This is a genomic window from Paracoccus marinus (assembly GCF_007018965.1).
In the GTDB taxonomy this organism is placed as follows: domain Bacteria; phylum Pseudomonadota; class Alphaproteobacteria; order Rhodobacterales; family Rhodobacteraceae; genus Paracoccus; species Paracoccus marinus.
Genome location: NZ_VJYZ01000004.1, coordinates 14,642 through 31,499 on the forward strand (window position 1 = coordinate 14,642; position 16,858 = coordinate 31,499).

Sequence of the window (16,858 nt, forward strand, 5' to 3'; positions counted from 1 at the left end):
GGCCGCAAGCCCTCAGCCCAGCACCGCGCCCGGGTTCATGATCCCCATGGGGTCCAGCGCGGCCTTGATCGCCCGCATCGCCGCAAGCTTGCCCGGATCGCCCCAGCGGGCGAGGTCCGCGACCTTCATCCGCCCGACCCCGTGCTCGGCCGAGAACGATCCGCCGCGCGCCACGACCATCTCGTGCACAGCCTCCTGAACGGGGCCGCGCAGGACGTCGTAGTCGTCGCGGGTGCGCCCTGCGGCCGGGAACAGGTTGTAGTGCAGGTTCCCGTCGCCCAGATGGCCGAAGCAGTTGATCCGCATGTCGCCCATCCGCGCCAGCATCGCCCCCGCATCGTCGATGAAGCGGGCGATTTCCGACAGCGGCAGGCTGATGTCGTGGCTGACGATCGCGCCGATGGCCCGGTTCGCCTCGGGCAGATGTTCGCGCAGGGACCACATCTCGGCCGCCTGCGCGCCCGACTGCGCGACCGCGCCGTCGGTGACGAGGCCCGCGTCCATCGCATCGGCCAGCAGCCCGTCCAGCGCCGCCGCCGCCGGCAGTCCGACCGGCAGGGACAGTTCGACCAGCACCGACCAGCGCGCGCCCGGCAGCGGCTGGCGCACCTGCGGCAGCACCTCGGCCATGAAGGCAAGCCCCTGCCCCGAGATCAGCTCGAACGCGGTGACGTTGCCCGCGAGCCGCGCGTTCGCCACGCCCAGCAGCGCCAGCGCGGCGGCGGGGGACGGCACCTCAAGCATCGCGGTCGCCACCTCGGCGGGCAGCGGCGCCAGACGCAGCGAGGCGGCGGTGATGACGCCCAGCGTCCCTTCGGCCCCGATCAGCAGGTCGCGGATGTCGTAGCCGGTGTTGTCCTTGCGCAGGCGCTTGAGGTCGCGGATCACGCTTCCGTCGGGCAGCACCGCCTCGATCCCCAGGCACAGCGCCCGCGCGTTCCCCCAGCGCAGCACCGCGACCCCGCCCGCGTTCGCGCCAAGGATCCCCCCCATCTGCGCCGTACCCTGGCTTGCCAGCGCCAGCGGGAACAGCCGCCCGGCGGCGTTCGCCGCATCGCGCACCTGCTGCAGCGTCGCGCCCGCCTCGGCCACCAGCACGTCCTCGTCGGGCCAGACGGCGCGGATCGCCGCCATGCGCTCCAGAGACAGGATCAGCGGCAGCGGTAGCGGCAGGGGGCCGGCGGGCAAGACCGAGCCGGCGACCAGCCCGGTGCCGCCGCCGCGCGGGACGATCCCCACTCGGGCGGCGTTGCAGGCCCGCACGACCGCCGCGACCTCGTCCAGGTTGCGCGGCGCGGCCACCATCCGCCCGGTGCCGGCATAGCGCCCGCGCGGCTCGTCCAGGTGACGCGGCTCGGCCGCGCGCAGCACGCCCGGGGGCAGCGCCGCCGAAAGACGGTCGTCCGCATCGTTGAGCATCGGCCGCCCCATCCGTCAGCCCGCGCCGGTGCGGCCGCGCCGGTCGTTCCGCAGGATCGAATACAGGACGTGGTTGCGCCAGCGCCCGTGGATCTGAAGATAGCTCTGAGCCACGCCCTCGTACTTGAAGCCCGATTTTTCCAGCACCCCGCGCGAGGCGACGTTCTCGGGCAGGCAGGCGGCCTCGATCCGGCTCAGTTCCATCGTGTCGAAGGCGTGCGCGACGACCGCCCCGATCGCCTCGCCCATATAGCCCTGCCGCGCGAAGGGTGCGCCGATCCAGTAGCCCAGCGTGCCGGTCTGCGCCGGGCCCCGGCGGATGTTGTCAAGCGTGATCGCGCCCACCAGCACCCCGTCGTGGCGCACCATGAAAAGCGGCAGCGAGGTCTGCCCCCGCGTCGCCCGCTGCGCCCAGTAGACCCGGTTCGTGAAGGACTTGCGGGTCAGGTGGTCGTGGTGCCAGACGGGTTCCCATGGCGTCAGGAAGGCGCGGCTTTCGTCGCGCAGCGCGGTCCAGGCGGCAAAGTCGCCATGTGCCGGCAGCCGCAGCACCATGCGTTGGGTGACCAGACGCGGTGCGCGGCGCAGCAGGAACATCAGGCGGCGAGCCGCTCGGCCAGGATATCCAGCGCAGGCGCCTTGCGCACCGGCCCGTAAAGGGCAAGCGCGGGGCGCGCGGCGGCGATGGCGCGGGCGGCATGGTCGCGCACGTCGGCGGCTGTGACGGCGTCGATCCGCGCCGCGACCTCGGCCGGGTCCGGCACGCGGCCCCAGATGGCGAGCGACCGTGCCATCCGCTCGGCCTGCGACGACGGGCTTTCAAGGCCCATCAGCAGCCCGGCTTTCAGCTGCGCGCGGGCGCGCGCGACCTCGGCCTCGGACAGATCGTCGGCCGAGCGGCGCAGCTCGTCGATGGTCAGCTGGGCAAGATCCGCGACCTGGTCGCCGGACGTGCCCGCGTAGATCGTGGTCATCCCGGTGTCGTCGTGGAACCCCGACTGCGCGAAGATCGTGTAGCACAGCCCGCGTTCCTCGCGGATCTTCTGGAACAGCCGCGACGACATTCCGCCGCCAAGCGCCGCGGTCCAGATCTGCGCGGGATAGAAGTCGGGCGAGCGGTAGCCCGGCCCCTCGAACCCCAGCGCGAAATGCGCCTGTTCCAGCCGCTTCACGCGGCGCGATTCCGCGCCCTGCCAGCGCGCCGCCTCACGCGTCGTGCCGATCACCGGTGCCAGGTGGCCGAAGATCTCGCCCGCCTGCGCCACGACGCGGTCGTGATCGACGGCGCCGGCGGCCGCCACGATCATCTGGCCGGGGCCGTAATGTTCGGCCACGAACCGCGACAGGTCGTCGCGCGCGAAGCCCGCGACCCGCTCGGCGGGACCAAGGATCGTGCGGCCCATCGGCTGGTCGGGATAGGCCGCTTCCTGCAGCCAGTCGAAGATCACGTCGTCGGGCGTGTCGAGCGACTGCCCGATCTCCTGCAGGATGACGCCGCGCTCGACCTCGATCTCGCGCGGGTCGAAGGTGGAGTTCAGAAGGATGTCGCCGATCACGTCCAGCGCCAGCGGTACGTCGGCCGACAGGACCCGCGCGTAATAGGCCGTCACGTCGCGCGAGGTATAGGCGTTGATGTAGCCGCCCACATCCTCGATCGTCTCGGCGATCTGCAGGGCCGTGCGGCGCGCGGTGCCCTTGAAGGCCATGTGCTCAAGAAAATGCGCGACGCCGTTCTGTTCGGGGCGCTCGTCGCGCCCGCCCGCGCCTACCCAGACGCCGATGCTGGCGGAATGAAGGCCGGGCATCGCCCGCGTGACCACGCGCAACCCGTTGGGAAGGGTGGTGATCCGAATGTCGCTCAATCAACTCTCCGTTCAAGGATCAAGGACTTAAGCGCCTCGTTGTCGTTTTCAACCCGCGTCACCCGCTCGGGCAGGTCGAACAGCCCGGCCATGTGCGGCGGCAGGTCGGGGCGGATGCCGATCGCCTGTTCCACGGCGTCGGGGAACTTGGCCGGATGCGCGGTCGCCAGCGTGATCATCGGCGTGCCGGGCTTCAGGTGGCGTTCGGCCACCGCGATCCCCACGGCGCTGTGCGGGCAGACGACCTCGCCGCTTTCGGCGCGGATGCGGGCGATGGTGGCCAGCGTCTCGGCCTCGGACACGCGGCCGGACTCGTACAGCTCGCGCAGGTGTTCCAGTGCCCCTTGGGCGATCCTGAACCCGCCCGAGGATTTCAGCTCGTCCATCAGCTGCGCGACCGCCGCGCCCTCGCCCCCGTGGGCGTAGAACAGCGCGCGTTCGAAGTTGGAACTGACCTGTATGTCCATCGACGGCGAGATCGACGGCTGGACCCGCCCGACCCGGTATTCGCCAGAGGTGAGCGCGCGGTCCAGGATGTCGTTCTGGTTGGTGGCCACCACCAGCCGGTCGATGGGCAGGCCCATCTGGCGCGCGATGGTGCCCGCGAAGATGTCGCCGAAATTGCCGGTCGGCACGGTGAACCTGACGGGCCGCGCGGGCGACCCGAGGCTCGCGGCGGCGGTGAAGTAATAGACGACCTGCGCCAGCACCCGCGCCCAGTTGATGCTGTTGACGCCTGCAAGGCCCACGCGGTCGCGGAAGTCGTGGTCGTTGAACAAGTCCTTCAGCCGCGCCTGCGCGTCGTCGAAGGTGCCGTCGATGGCGAGCGCGTGGACGTTCGATTCCCCCGGCGTCGTCATCTGCCGGCGCTGCACCTCGCTGACGCGGCCGTGCGGATACAGGATGAACACGTCCACGTTGGGCAGGCCGCGAAACGCCTCGATCGCGGCCGACCCGGTGTCGCCCGAGGTCGCGCCGACGATGGTGATGCGGCGATCCTCGCGCGACAGCGCGATCTGGAACAGCTGCCCGATCAGCTGCATCGCGAAGTCCTTGAACGCGAGCGTCGGGCCGTGGAACAGTTCCAGCAGGAAGTGCCCGGGGCCAAGCTGGACCAGCGGCGCGCGGGCGGCGTGGCGGAAACCGGCATGGGCGCGGTCGATGGCGGCGCGCAGCTCGTCGTGGGAGAAACTTTCCGCGACGAAGGGCTGCATGACGCGGAAGGCCACCTCCTCGTAGGGCAGGCCGTCCAGCGCGGCGATCGCGGCCGCATCCATCTGCGGCACCCGCTCGGGCACGTACAGCCCGCCATCGCGCGCGAGCCCGGTCATCATCGCCTCGGCGAAGGAAAGGACGGGCGCGGCGCCGCGGGTCGAAATGTAGCGCATCGGTGTTCCTGGCTCGGGGGCAGTAAGGGCGGTCGGGCGGGCGATCACCGGCAGGTCGCCCTGCCGGCCCGTGCCGGGGCCGGGTTTGCGACCTTAGACCGGGCGCCGCGTGATACGCCAGATCAGACCGGCTGTCATCCCTGCCCAGACGACCGCCAGCAGGAACCACTGGACGGCATAGGACAGGTGGCTGTTCGGGATGCCCGCGACCGAGATCGGGATCGGCGCCACCCCCTGCGGATCGCCTCCTACGGCGCTTGCCACGACCAGCACCGGGTCGGTTTTCAGCTGCGCCGCCATGGCGGGCACGTCGCGGGCGAACCAGACGCCCTCGGCCAGGTTCGGGGCGGGGGTGGACGATCCCTTTTCGTCGGGCCAGTGCAGGTTGCCGTTCACGCGCAGGCGCACGGGCGGGCGCGGGGCGCGGCGGGCGTCCTGCGAAACGAACCCGCGATCAACCATGATCCGCCGCCCGTCGTCCGTCACGAAGCCGGACACGACGTTGTAGCCGCCGCCCGACTCTCGCGTGCCCGACAAGACCAGGATCTCGTCCCCGGTCGTGGTGCCGGTCATCGTCACGGGCAGGTATTTCATCGACGGATCGACGCCGGCGGGCAGCGGCACCGGGTCCGCGTCGATGCCGCGCGCGATCTCGGCCACCATTGCTTCCTTCCACTCGAGCCGGCGCAGCTGCCAGAACCCAAGGCTCACGAGGATGGCGAACCCCGCGATCCCCAGCACCAAGGGCACGACGACGCGCCGCATCAGCTGTCGTCGTCCTGCGCGAACTGCGGCGCGTCCGGCGGGATCACCACGCCCGGCAGCTTGCTTGAGGTCCAGATATGGATCGCGGCGCTCAGGTCCGGGCCGTCGTCCAGCGAGCCGCCCTTGATCGACATCTCGGCCTCGGCGGGGTCGTTGACGTGCCACAGGCGGCTGCCGCAATCGGGGCAGAAGGCGCAGTCCATCAGCTTTCCGCTGTCGGTCGCGCGCGACCAGACCCGCGGCTCGCCCCGGACCAGCCGCAGCGCGGCGGTCGGCACGATGACCGAGATCCCGAACGCCGACGATGACTGCGCGCGGCATTCGGTGCAGTGGCAGACATAGATGCGGGACGGCACGGCATCGACGGCGTAGCGCACGCCGGCGCACTGGCATCCTCCGGTCAGCATGGCGAACCTCGGCGGATTGGGGCGAATGCGAAAAGCGCGCGAGGTTGCCCGTCGCGCGCCCGAACCGTCAAGGCCGGATCAGCGGCCCCAGATGTAGATGGCGGCGAACAGGAACAGCCACACCACGTCGACGAAGTGCCAGTACCAGGCCGCGGCCTCGAACCCGACATGGGCGTCCTGCGTCATCTGCCCGCGCGAGAAGCGGATTGCGCAGACCAGCAGGAAGATCGTCCCGATAATGACGTGGAATCCGTGCAGCCCGGTGGCAAGGAAGAAGACCCCGCCATAGGCGGTGTCCGCCAGGCCGAACTGCGAGTGGCTGTATTCATAGGCCTGCAGCACGCTGAAGAAGACACCCAGCACGACGGCGATGACGAGGCCGCGGATGGTGGTCTTGCGGTCGCCCTCGTGGACGAAGGCGTGGTGCGCCCAGGTCACAGCGACGCCCGACAGAAGCAGGATCAGCGTGTTGATGAGCGGCAGGTGCCAGGGGTCGAACGTCTCGATCCCCTCGGGCGGCCAGACGCCGTCCTTGATCGGGCTCTGCTCGCCCATCGGGTACATGGCGTGCTTGAAGAATGCCCAGAAGGCGGCGGCGAACAGCATCACCTCGGACATGATGAACAGGATCATGCCGTATTGCAGGCCGATGCGGACGACCGGGGTGTGGTCGCCGGTGTTGCCTTCGTGAACGACGTCGGCCCACCAGCCGTACATGCAGTACAGCACGATCAGCAGACCCAGCGCGAACTGCGACCAGTGCGGCAGCCCGGCGACGACCGAGGTGCCCTTCATCCAGAACACGGCGCCGGACAGCATGGCGAACACGCCGACCGCGGCGAGGAACGGCCACAGCGAGGGCGGGAGGATGTGGTAGTCGTGGTTCTTGGCGTGCGCCATGGCGCGGGCTCCCTGCTTTGGTCGGTGTCAGTTCACGCCCAGGGCGGCCGGCGCATCGGCGGTGGCGGCGCTGGCCGACCGCTGCGCGGGTTCATCCTTGGGGAAGAATGTATAGGACAAGGTGATGTCGCGGATGGTCTTGGCGTCGCGGTCCGCGACCATCTCGGGATCGACGAAGAAGGTCACGGGCATCTCGACCCGCTCGCCGGGCTTTAGCGTCTGTTCGGTGAAGCAGAAGCAGTCGATCTTGTCGAAGTAGTAGCCCACCGCGTCGGGCGAGACATTGTAGGACGCCGTGCCGGTGATGGTGCGGTCGGTGGTGTTCACGGCCTCGTAGAACGCAAGCGCGGTCTCGCCGATCCGCACGGTCATCTCGCGTTCGACCGGGCGGAAGGTCCAGCCCATGCCGGGGGCCACGTTGCTGTCGAAGCGGACGCGCACCGTCTCGTCCAGCACCTGGCCGGGGGCGGCGGTAGCGACGCTGGTCGTCCCGGCAAAGCCGGTGACGCGGCAGAACCACGAATAGAACGGGACCGCGGCCCAGGACAGCGCGCCCATGGTCACGACCAGCGCCATCAGGCGCACGAGGATGCGAGTGTTGCCGGTCATTCGACCACCTGCGGCGCCGGGGCAGTCGCCGCCGCAGGGCCTGTCGCGGCGGGTGCCGGGCCGGGGCCGGGAAGCGTCGCGGCGGCGGGCGCCGGGCCCGGCGCGGGCAGCGCCGCATCGGGGTCCAGCGGCAGGGCCGAACTGCGCTGCGTGTGGTCGAACGCCTCCATCATGTCGCCGTTTTCGATCTTGGCGATCGACAGGCCGAACACCAGCGCCACGAACAGCGCAAGCACCACGCCAAGGGCTATGTTGCGGCCGCGGCGGCGGCGGTGCAGGTCGTGTTCGGGGTGGAACACCATCACCACGCCCCCGCCGCATGCTGCGCCAGCAGCGCCGCGAAATGCAGGAAGGTGTAATACAACGACAGCTTGAAGAACCACCGCTCGACCGCATAGTTGTCGGCCTGCGCCTGACCTTCGGTCCGGCGCAGGATGCGCCAGCCGCCGGCGATGAACAGGACGTTCAGGACCGCCGACACCGCCAGGTAGATCGGCCCCCCGACCGAGGTCAGCCCCAGCGCCAACGCGAACGGCGCCAGCACCAGCGTATAGGCGAAGATGTGGCGGCGGGTCACGGTGCGTCCGTGGGTTACGGTCAGCATCGGCACGCCCGCGTCCGAATAGTCGTCCTTCATGAACAGCGCGAGCGCCCAGAAATGCGGCGGCGTCCAGAAGAAGATCAGCGCGAACATCAACAGCGACTCGATCCCGATACCGCCGGTCGCACAGGCCCAGCCGATCATGGGCGGGAAGGCGCCCGCCGCGCCGCCGATGACGATGTTCTGCGGCGTCCAGCGCTTGAGCCACATCGTATAGACGACGGCATAGAAGAAGATCGTGAAGGCGAGGAACGCGGCCGCGAACCAGTTCGCGGCAAGCCCCAGCATCATCACCGACAGGCCCGACAGGAACAGCCCGACGCCCAGCGCCTCGTGTCCCGCGATCCGGCCCGAGGGGATAGGGCGGCCCTGCGTGCGGCGCATCACCGCGTCGATGTCTGCGTCGTACCACATGTTCAGCGCGCCCGACGCGCCGCCGCCCAGGGCGATAAACAGGACCGCGCAGAAGGCCACGAACGGGTTCACGTCGATCGGCGCGATCCACAGCCCGACGAAGGCCGTGAACACGACCAGCGACATGACGCGCGGCTTGAGAAGCGCGACATAGTCGCGGAACTCCGCATCGCCGCCTTCGTCGTATGCGCGGATGTCGGTCACGCCCGTTCGTCCCTTCCGGCTCAGTTCGCCAGCGCCAGCTTGACGCGCGGCGCGTCAGCGGCGGGCGCGATCACGTCGCCCGCGTCGGCGGCGAAGGTCGTCTTGGCCTGCGCCATCCAGGCGTCGTATTTCTCTTGGCTGACCGCCTTGACGGTGATCGGCATGTAGGCGTGGTTGATCCCGCACAGCTCGGAACACTGGCCGAAATAGACGCCCTCCTGATCGACGCGGAACCACGCCTGCGCGATCCGGCCGGGAACGCCGTCCTGCTTGATCGCGAAGGCGGGCATCGCCCAGGAATGGATCACGTCGGCCGAGGTCACCTGCAGCAGGACCGTCTTGCCGACCGGCACCACCACGGCGTTGTCGGTCGCCAGCAGATAGGCGTCGTCCTGGTAGCCCGCGGCGGCCAGGTCCTTGCGTTCCAGCAGCAGCGCGTCGAACGCGACCGCGTCGTTGGGGTATTCGTAGGACCAGTACCACTGGTGCCCGACCGCCTTGATGACGAGGTCGGGGTTGTTCGGCATGACCTGCGACCGGAACAGCGCCGGCAGCGAATAGGCGCCGATCACGATCAGGATCAGCACCGGGACCAGCGTCCACAGCACCTCGACCGGGGTGTTGTGGGTGAAGCGCGCGGGCACCGGGTTCATGCGGCGGTTGAAGCGGACGATGCTCCACAGCAGCAGCGCGCAGACGAAGGCGGTGATCACGGCGATGATGATCAGCAGCATGTGGTCCAGCGCCTGCTGTTCGACGGCAAGCGGCGTGACCGCGGGCTGGAAGCCCATGCCGCCGTTGACGGGCTTGCCGATGACGGGCAGGTCGCCCAGCACGTCCTGCGCCGCCGCGGGCAGCGCGGCCACGGCCCCGATCGCCAGACCCGGAACCCCGCCAAAAACCGCGCCGAAAGCCGCCTTACGGCGCGTTGCCCATCCTGCCATCGTCGTCCTCGTGTCCTGTCGTCCCGGGTCGCGCCGCCGCGAAAGGGCCTGCGCGATTCAGCGCCTCGAAAAGCATACTTGCATGCGCCCGACAAGCCAAACCTATCGACAAGACCCCTGAAACCCCATACCGCTCGGCGATCATGACCGACAGTTTCCTGCCTTTTCAGCACCTGATCGACCCCGACCGCGCGCTTCGCATCCTGCGCGGCGCAACCGACGGGGCCGACGACGGCGAGCTTTTCCTGGAACGCACCCGGTCCGAGTCGCTGGTCTTCGACGACCGCCGCCTGCGCAACGCGGGCTATGGCGCAGCGCAGGGCTTTGGCCTGCGTGCGGTGCGTGGCGAGGTCACGGGCTACGCCCATTCGACCCGCATCGCCGAGGATGCGCTGCGCGACGCCGCCGACACCGCGCGGCTGGCCGTGGGCGCGGGCGGCGGCATCCTCGCGCCCGCGCCGGCGGGTCCCGGACCCGCGCTTTACGGCGGGATCGACCCGGTCGAGGGGATCGAGTTCGCGGCCCGCGTCGCCACCCTGCGCGATATTGACGCATACGCCCGCGACCTCGACCCGCGGGTCGTGCAGGTGACCGCCTCGATCGCGTCGTCGCTGCAGGAAATCGCCATCCTGCGCCCCGAGGGCGGGATCGTCGCCGACGTCCGGCCGATGGCGCGGCTGAACGTGTCGGTCATCGTGGAATCGAACGCGCGGCGCGAAAGCGGCAGTGCGGGCGGCGGCGGGCGCTTCGGCCTGTCGTCGCTGATGGACCCGGCCCACTGGCAGGCCTGCGTGGCCGAGGCGCTGCGGATCGCGCTGGTGAACCTGCGCGCGGTGCCCGCGCCCGCCGGTGTCATGGACGTGGTGCTTGGCCCCGGCTGGCCCGGCATCCTGCTGCACGAGGCGGTGGGCCACGGGCTGGAAGGCGACTTCAACCGCAAGGGCGCCTCGGCCTTCGCCGGCCTCACGGGCACCCGCGTCGCGGCCCCGGGCGTGACCGTCATCGACGACGGCACCATCCCCGACCGGCGCGGCTCGATCACCGTGGACGACGAGGGCACCGCGCCCGCGCGCAACGTCCTGATCGAGGACGGAATGCTGCTGGGCTATCTGCAGGACCGCCAGAACGCGCGCCTGATGGGGGTGGAGCCCACCGGCAACGGACGACGCGAGAGCTTCTCCCACGCGCCGATGCCGCGGATGACCAACACCTTCATGCTGGCGGGGTCCGACGATCCGGCGTCTATCCTTGCGGGTCTGGACGACGGAATCCACGCGGTGGGCTTCGGCGGGGGCCAGGTCGACATCACCTCGGGCAAGTTCGTCTTTTCCTGCACCGAGGCCTACCGGGTGAAGAACGGCCAGGTCGGCGATCCGATTCGCGGCGCGACCCTGATCGGCGACGGCGCGACCGCGCTGCAGCACGTGCGGGCGATCGGGAACGACCTGAAGCTGGACCCGGGGATCGGCAATTGCGGCAAGCAGGGGCAATGGGTGCCCGTGGGCGTGGGGCTGCCCACGATCCGCATCGGCGGGCTGACGGTGGGCGGCTCGGCGGCGTAATCGCGGACGCCGCGTCCCGTCGCCGGGTTGCGCGCTAACCCGCCGTTAACGACTCGTGCGGCAGAACGGTCCGGCAGACCACGCGAAAGGCCCCGCGATGCTGACCGGATTGCTTTCATTCGACAGGCCCAAGCGGTCTCGCCCGGTCGCGGACGACGACGAGGCCCGCGATCTCGCGTTCCTGCGCCTGATCCGGTCGCGCCGGGTCGGGCCCGCGACGTTTCACCGGCTGATGGCCGAACACGGCAGCGCCGACGCCGCGCTGGACGCTCTGCCCCGCATCGCCGCTGCGACCGGGGTGCGCGACTACGCCCCCTGCACGCAGGCCGCGGCCGAGGCCGAGTTGCGCTCGGGCCGGCGCGCCGGCGCGCGCCTGATCCGCTGCGACCACGCGGACTATCCCGACCTCTTGCGCGACATCGACGACGCCCCGCCCGTGATCTGGGTCCATGGCGACCCGCGCTGCCTTGCCCGGCCGCGGATCGCGCTGGTGGGGGCGCGGAACGCGTCGTCCCTGGGGCTGCGGATGGCGGCCGGCATGTCGCGGGCGCTGGCCGAGACGGGGCTGGTCGTGACGGCGGGCCTTGCCCGGGGCATCGACACCGCCGCGCACGAGGCGGCCTGCGCCCCCGGCACGATCGCCGTGATGGCGGGCGGCATCGACGTGATCTACCCGGCCGAGAACGCGAAGCTCGCGGACCGGATCCGCGAGACCGGCGCCCTCATGTCGGAACAGCCGCCGGGGACCCAGCCGATGGCGCGCCACTTTCCGCTGCGCAACCGCATCATCTCGGGCCTCGCAAGCGGGGTGGTGGTGGTCGAGGCCGCGCATCGGTCGGGCAGCCTGATCACGGCGCGGCAGGCGCTGGATCAGGGGCGCGAGGTCATGGCCGTGCCGGGCCACCCCATGGACGCCCGCGCCTCGGGCTGCAACGCCCTGATCCGCGACGGCGCGACGCTGGTGCGCAACGCCGACGACGTGATCGCGGCGCTGGAGAACGCGCCGGTGCGCGAGCGGGGGGACGGGCGAGGAGATGCGGCGCCGGACAAGGCAGAGGCGCGGGCGGAGGCTGCGCGGGTCGTTGGGCAGGATGGGATGCGGATGAGAGATACGTCTGCGGCGGCTGAAAGCCAGAGTGCGCCCGCGTCCGGCACCGCTGTCTGCGGGACCGGCGCATCCGGGGGGCACGGAGCGGGCATAGCTTCCTGCTACATCGCATCGGGCACGAGTCGCGCTTCCCGCGCACCCGCGCCGGTCCGCACTGGACCGCCCGCGTCTAAGGCTGCTCAGCGCGGACCCCAATCCGGCGGCCCGGCGCGCGGTCCGCACCCCTACCCCGACGACACAACCGACCAGACCCGTCTGCGCCAAGCAGCACTCGACCACGCCCGCGCCACGCGCCCCGGCCCGTCGCCCGCAGCGGGCGGGCCGGTCGCGGTCGAAACACGAATCCTCGGCCTGCTTGGCCCCAGCCCCACCGATGAGAACCTGCTGATCCGAGACCTCGGCCTGACCCCCGCCGCCGTCGGCGCGGCGATCCTGAACCTGGAACTGGCCGGCCGCGTAATCCGGGTCCCCGGGGGGCGCGTGGCATTGACGTGACCTGCGGTGGCAGGGGAAGGATGGGCCGCGCACCCCAGAGTCCCTGGGACGCCACGGCCGCCGCGCAACAGGGAGTTGTTGGCGTTCCGTGTCGGTCGGCAGACAGCGGACTGCTGGCGGACCCTGCCGCCGCACCCGCATGCGTCCGTATCCTTTAGGCGCTCACCGGCGCATTCTGGGCATGCGATTGCACGGGCCTGATTGGCGACCCGGGACGGAACGCCGGGATGCCGGGAGATGAAAGTCCTTGCCGCTCCCCCACCCAACGGACGAACCGGCCAGCCTATTGCAAGCGCGCCGGCCGCCGAGCGGGTTGTGGGAAGTTTGCTCTTGTAATCCTGCCCGCTCGCCTCAGCCAGTCCTGCCAGCTCGCTCAGCCGGTCCTATCCTCCGGCGCCAACCCGCACGCGGCCTGTGTCCAAGGTCTTTTCTCCCATCGTGCCCGCCGCTTCTGCCCGGAACGGGTCCGGCACGTCGAGGTCGGCTGGGGGTGTCGCATCCGCCCCCGCCAACCGGCCTTCGACGGCCGCAGCCGGCTCATGGCCGACGCCCCGCGCGTCGCCCGGCGTCCAGTCCGCCGCGGCGCCGCCATATGCAGCACCCGCCGCGTGCAGGCGAAGCGCGTGGCAGCCCGCGGATTCGCCGGCCTTGCCGGTGGCGATGACCTGCCCCGCCGCAGTTTCCAGCGTCGCGCCGTCAAGGCAGCTGCGCGGCAGGGTCAGCATCTGCCCCGGCGCCAGCGCCTTCAATTCGCCCAGGCTCAGCTTGCGCCGCGCGAGGACGGCGTTCAGCCGCACGCCGGCGGTGGCCACGACGGCGCTCAGATCGGGAACCGGGTCCGGTGCGCCCGGCAGGGCTTCAGGCGCCGGCGCAACGGCGGCCGGGTCCGTCAGGTCGGGCAGCGCCCTGTGTCCGCCGTTCGCCGGCAGCAGGATCGTCAGCGCGCCGTCGCGCTGGCCCGCGCCGCCCGCGCGCAGCTCGACGTGAAGGCGGCGATAGACCACATCCTCGAGCAGCAGGTCGAGCGGGCGCGGATCGCCCAGGAAACTGGCGTAGCGATAGCCCGCCACCGCCTCGTGGCCCGGCATCGTGGACAGCTCGGCCGCCAGTTCCCCTAGGCAGGCGTTCACGAAGTCGGCGCACACGGCGGCGTCGGTGGCGGTGGGCCTGCGCGCGACGGGGGCGCGCGACGACACCCGCCCGATCGCCTGCATTTCGATCAAGGACCCCAGAAGCGCGGGCGAGATCGAGACCACGCCGATCGCATCCCCCGGCCCCTCGATCAGCGACAGGAGCGCCTGGTCGGGCAGGCATTCGGTGATCTCGGCCAGGCTCGCCAGCGAGGTTTCCACCCGGTCGAAATAGACCGGCAGCTGATGCACCCGGTCGGCCGCGCGCGACACGGCCGCCGCGATCACCCGTTCGGGATTGCGCGGCCCCGGCGCGGGCGTCGCGGGCGCGGGGTCGCGGCGCAGTTTGACCAGCATGCCGCGCAGCACGTTGCCGGGCGCGCGCGCGGTCGCGTCGGCGCGGTCGTCTGGTCGTCGCTCTGCCGTGGCCTGCATGATCCGTCCCGAATCGTCCCGTTCCCCGGACCATCGCAGACAAGTCTTGCCAATCCGTTAGCCGCCAAGCCGACAGCCCCAAGCCGCCAGCCCCCAAGCCGCCTACCTCTAGGCCGAAAGCCCGTGCCGCCCGGCAAGATCGGTGAAGAACTGCCACGCCACCCGCCCCGACCGGGCGCCGCGCGTGGCCTGCCACTCGATCGCCTCGGCCCGCAGGACATCGGGGTCCACCGCCAGCCCGTAGGCCGCGCAGTACCCCTGCACCATCGCAAGATATTCGTCCTGCCCGCAGGCGTGGAACCCCAGCCACAGCCCGAAGCGGTCCGAAAGCGAGACCTTTTCCTCGACCGCCTCGCCGGGGATGATCGCGGTCGCGCGCTCGTTGTCGATCATGTCGCGCGGCATCAGGTGGCGGCGGTTCGAGGTCGCGTACAGCACCACGTTCACAGGCCGCCCGGCGATGCCGCCGTCAAGCACGGCCTTGAGCGACTTGTATTGCGTGTCGTCGTGGCTGAAGGACAGATCGTCCGCGAACAGGACGAACCGCCGGTCCACGTCGCCCAGCATCGCCAAGAGCCGCCCGACCGAGCCGAGATCCTCACGCGCGATCTCGACCAGCGCGAGCGGCAGGCCGCGGGCCAGCACCTCGGCGTGGACGGCCTTGACGAGGGACGACTTGCCCATCCCCCGCGCGCCCCACAACAGCGCGTTGTTCGCCGCATGCCCGCGCGCGAACTGCAGCGTGTTGGCCAGAAGCGTGTCGCGGGCGCGGTCGATGCCCAACAGCGCCGACAGCGGCACCCGCGACACCTGCGCCACGGGTTGCAGCCGGTCTGGGTCGGGGTGCCAGACATAGGCGTCGGCCTGCGTGAAGTCGGGCGCGGGCACCGGCGGCGGGGCCATCCGGTCCAGCGCGGCGGCGATCCGGGTCAGGGCCGCGCCGTCTTCGCCGTAAGCCGAGCGTTCGGCGGGCAGGTCAGTCATCCACCCACAGCCCCTCGGCGCGCAGCCGCGCCTCGCGCCGCCGCTCGATCCGGCGCACGAGCAGGATGGAGATTTCGTAAAGCGGATAGACCGCCATGAACATGATGATCTGGCTGGTCATGTCGGGGCCGGGCGTAACGACCGCCGCGACGACCAGCATCGCCACCAGCGCGAACTTCCGCACGCCCGCCAGCCCCGCCGCCGTCACGATCCCGGCCTTGCCCAGCAGCGTCAGCAGCACCGGCAGCTGGAAGCAGATCCCGAACGCCATGATGAGCCGGATGGTGAGCGACAGGTAATCGCCAAGCGACCCCTGGAACACGATCCCGGCGGCCGGGCCCACCGGCGTGGCCTTTGCGGTGGCCTGCGCGGCGTCGGCCGCGACCTCGGCCACCGGGGTCACCATCGGCCCGGTCTGGAAGCCAAGGAAGAAGTCGAACATCTGCGGCAGCACCGCGTAATAGGCGAACGCCCCGCCCAGCATGAACATCAGCGGCGAGGCCAGCAGGAACGGCAGCAGCGCGTTCTTTTCCGACCGGTAAAGCCCCGGCGCCACGAACCGCCACAGCTGGAACCCGATCACCGGGAACGCCAGCGCGAAGCCGCCCATGAAAGATATCTGCAACGCGACGAAGAACCCTTCCTGCGGCTTCAGCAGCACCAGCCCGCAATCCTGGTTGCGCCGCGCCAGCGCGTCGCAGATCGGGTGGGTCATGAAGTCGCGGATCGGGTTGGCGAAGGAATAGCAGGCGACCATCGCGACGACGAAGGCCAGCACCGACCAGATGAGCCGGGTCCGAAGCTCGCGCAGGTGTTCGATCAGCGGGGCCGAGCTGTCCTCGATCTCGTTCTTGCGGGTCGGGGTGGCGGGCACTCAGCTGTCTTTCGGTTCGGCGCGGCGGACGGCGTGCAGGCGGCGGCGGCCATGCGCCTCGGCGGCGGGCGGCGTGGCGGGGCTGCTGCCCGGAACGAGGCGGCGGGCGGCGGTCGCGTGGTCGTCGTCGGCGCCGTGGTCGGGGCCGGGCGTGGCCGGGGCAGTGGGATAGGGCGCAGGGACGGCGGCCGCGGCCGGGCCTTGCGTATCCGCCGGACCCACGGGGCTCGACGGGTCGGGCAGCGCGCCGCTGGTGCGGCGGGGCAGCTTGGGGTCCCATTTCTCGAACTTGTCGGCAGCGCGGTCAAGCGCGTCCAGGCCCAGCGCCTTGCTCGACGTCATCGACTTGACGTCGCGCAGCGACTTGGCCGCGTCCTCGATCCCGCTCGAACGGGCGGCGTCGTCCATCGCCATCGAGAACTCCCGCGCCATTCCCCGCGCCTTGGCCGTGATGCGGCCCAAGGCGCGGAACATGCGCGGCAGGTCCTCGGGGCCGATGACGATCAGCGCGACGATGCCGATCAGCAGCAGCTCGCTCCAGCCGACGTCGAACATAGGTCGTTCCGGCTCAGCTGCGCGGGGTGGTGTCGTGGCGCGGGTGGGTGCCCAGGCCGGATTCCACGCGCGGCTCGGACCGGGGGGTCACGTCGCGCAAATGCTCGTCGGCGCGGGCGCGGGCGCGGTCGGCGGCCGCCTGCACGTCGTCGGCGGTGCGGTCGAGCGCGCGGTCCAGCGGCCGATCAAGGGGCCGGTCCAG

General features: G+C 70.8%; 17 protein-coding genes. 2 read left to right on the plus strand and 15 right to left on the minus strand.

Annotated features, from left to right (window positions below; all coding sequences use genetic code 11):
- Positions 1-12: 12 nt before the first annotated feature.
- From FNF32_RS00780 to coxB, 11 genes are all read right to left on the minus strand, one after another.
- On the minus strand, positions 13-1,419 hold the full coding sequence (locus FNF32_RS00780; RefSeq protein ID WP_131672961.1) for an FAD-binding oxidoreductase: 1,407 nt from the start codon (positions 1,417-1,419) through the stop codon (positions 13-15).
- Between the two features lie 15 nt (positions 1,420-1,434).
- Positions 1,435-2,016, minus strand: a complete 582-nt coding sequence (locus tag FNF32_RS00785; RefSeq protein ID WP_131672960.1) for a GNAT family N-acetyltransferase — start codon at positions 2,014-2,016, stop codon at positions 1,435-1,437.
- Positions 2,016-3,281 (minus strand): M16 family metallopeptidase, encoded by a 1,266-nt coding sequence (locus FNF32_RS00790; protein WP_131672959.1) that lies wholly within the window; start codon positions 3,279-3,281, stop codon positions 2,016-2,018. The genes FNF32_RS00785 and FNF32_RS00790 overlap by 1 nt, the downstream gene beginning before the upstream one ends.
- Positions 3,278-4,669, minus strand: coding sequence for a threonine synthase (gene thrC, locus FNF32_RS00795; protein ID WP_131672958.1), 1,392 nt, complete (start codon positions 4,667-4,669; stop codon positions 3,278-3,280). The genes FNF32_RS00790 and thrC overlap by 4 nt, the downstream gene beginning before the upstream one ends.
- Positions 4,670-4,762: 93 nt before the next feature.
- Positions 4,763-5,434: an SURF1 family protein gene (locus FNF32_RS00800; protein WP_131672957.1), complete on the minus strand. Its 672-nt coding sequence runs from the start codon at positions 5,432-5,434 to the stop codon at positions 4,763-4,765.
- Positions 5,434-5,841 carry a GFA family protein gene (locus FNF32_RS00805; RefSeq protein ID WP_131672956.1) on the minus strand — a complete coding sequence of 136 codons (408 nt, stop codon included), beginning with the start codon at positions 5,839-5,841 and terminating at the stop codon, positions 5,434-5,436. Before FNF32_RS00805 ends, FNF32_RS00800 begins: the two co-directional genes overlap by 1 nt.
- Before the next feature lie 78 nt (positions 5,842-5,919).
- The gene (locus FNF32_RS00810) at positions 5,920-6,741 is read right to left on the minus strand and encodes a cytochrome c oxidase subunit 3 (protein WP_143796438.1); all 822 of its coding nucleotides are present in this window, start codon (positions 6,739-6,741) and stop codon (positions 5,920-5,922) included.
- Positions 6,742-6,768: 27 nt separating this feature from the next.
- Positions 6,769-7,350, minus strand: coding sequence for a cytochrome c oxidase assembly protein (locus FNF32_RS00815; protein WP_131672954.1), 582 nt, complete (start codon positions 7,348-7,350; stop codon positions 6,769-6,771).
- Positions 7,347-7,652: a hypothetical protein gene (locus tag FNF32_RS00820; protein ID WP_143796439.1), complete on the minus strand. Its 306-nt coding sequence runs from the start codon at positions 7,650-7,652 to the stop codon at positions 7,347-7,349. The genes FNF32_RS00815 and FNF32_RS00820 overlap by 4 nt, the downstream gene beginning before the upstream one ends.
- A complete protein-coding gene (cyoE, locus tag FNF32_RS00825; protein ID WP_131672836.1) occupies positions 7,652-8,569 on the minus strand; it encodes a heme o synthase in 918 nt (305 codons plus the stop codon). The genes FNF32_RS00820 and cyoE overlap by 1 nt, the downstream gene beginning before the upstream one ends.
- 20 nt (positions 8,570-8,589) lie before the next feature.
- Positions 8,590-9,513 carry a cytochrome c oxidase subunit II gene (gene coxB / locus FNF32_RS00830; RefSeq protein WP_131672835.1) on the minus strand — a complete coding sequence of 308 codons (924 nt, stop codon included), beginning with the start codon at positions 9,511-9,513 and terminating at the stop codon, positions 8,590-8,592.
- A gap of 143 nt (positions 9,514-9,656) precedes the next feature.
- Here coxB and tldD point away from each other — a divergent pair, with 143 nt between their 5' ends.
- Together tldD and dprA are read left to right on the plus strand one after the other, a co-directional pair.
- Positions 9,657-11,075 carry a metalloprotease TldD gene (tldD, locus tag FNF32_RS00835; protein WP_131672834.1) on the plus strand — a complete coding sequence of 473 codons (1,419 nt, stop codon included), beginning with the start codon at positions 9,657-9,659 and terminating at the stop codon, positions 11,073-11,075.
- Between the two features lie 97 nt (positions 11,076-11,172).
- Entirely contained in the window at positions 11,173-12,678 is a 1,506-nt protein-coding gene (dprA, locus tag FNF32_RS15875) for a DNA-processing protein DprA (RefSeq protein WP_342778005.1), read from the plus strand.
- A 383-nt stretch (positions 12,679-13,061) separates the two neighbouring features.
- On the opposite strand, the gene FNF32_RS00845 is transcribed toward dprA, so the two are convergent.
- The 4 genes from FNF32_RS00845 to tatB form a co-directional block, all read right to left on the minus strand.
- Positions 13,062-14,243 (minus strand): FliM/FliN family flagellar motor C-terminal domain-containing protein, encoded by a 1,182-nt coding sequence (locus FNF32_RS00845; protein WP_131672833.1) that lies wholly within the window; start codon positions 14,241-14,243, stop codon positions 13,062-13,064.
- Between the two features lie 108 nt (positions 14,244-14,351).
- A complete protein-coding gene (locus FNF32_RS00850) occupies positions 14,352-15,227 on the minus strand; it encodes an ATP-binding protein (protein ID WP_131672832.1) in 876 nt (291 codons plus the stop codon).
- Positions 15,220-16,101 (minus strand): twin-arginine translocase subunit TatC, encoded by an 882-nt coding sequence (tatC, locus tag FNF32_RS00855; RefSeq protein WP_131672831.1) that lies wholly within the window; start codon positions 16,099-16,101, stop codon positions 15,220-15,222. The genes FNF32_RS00850 and tatC overlap by 8 nt, the downstream gene beginning before the upstream one ends.
- The gene (tatB, locus tag FNF32_RS00860) at positions 16,102-16,656 is read right to left on the minus strand and encodes a Sec-independent protein translocase protein TatB (RefSeq protein WP_131672830.1); all 555 of its coding nucleotides are present in this window, start codon (positions 16,654-16,656) and stop codon (positions 16,102-16,104) included.
- Between the last annotated feature and the right edge of the window lie 202 nt (positions 16,657-16,858).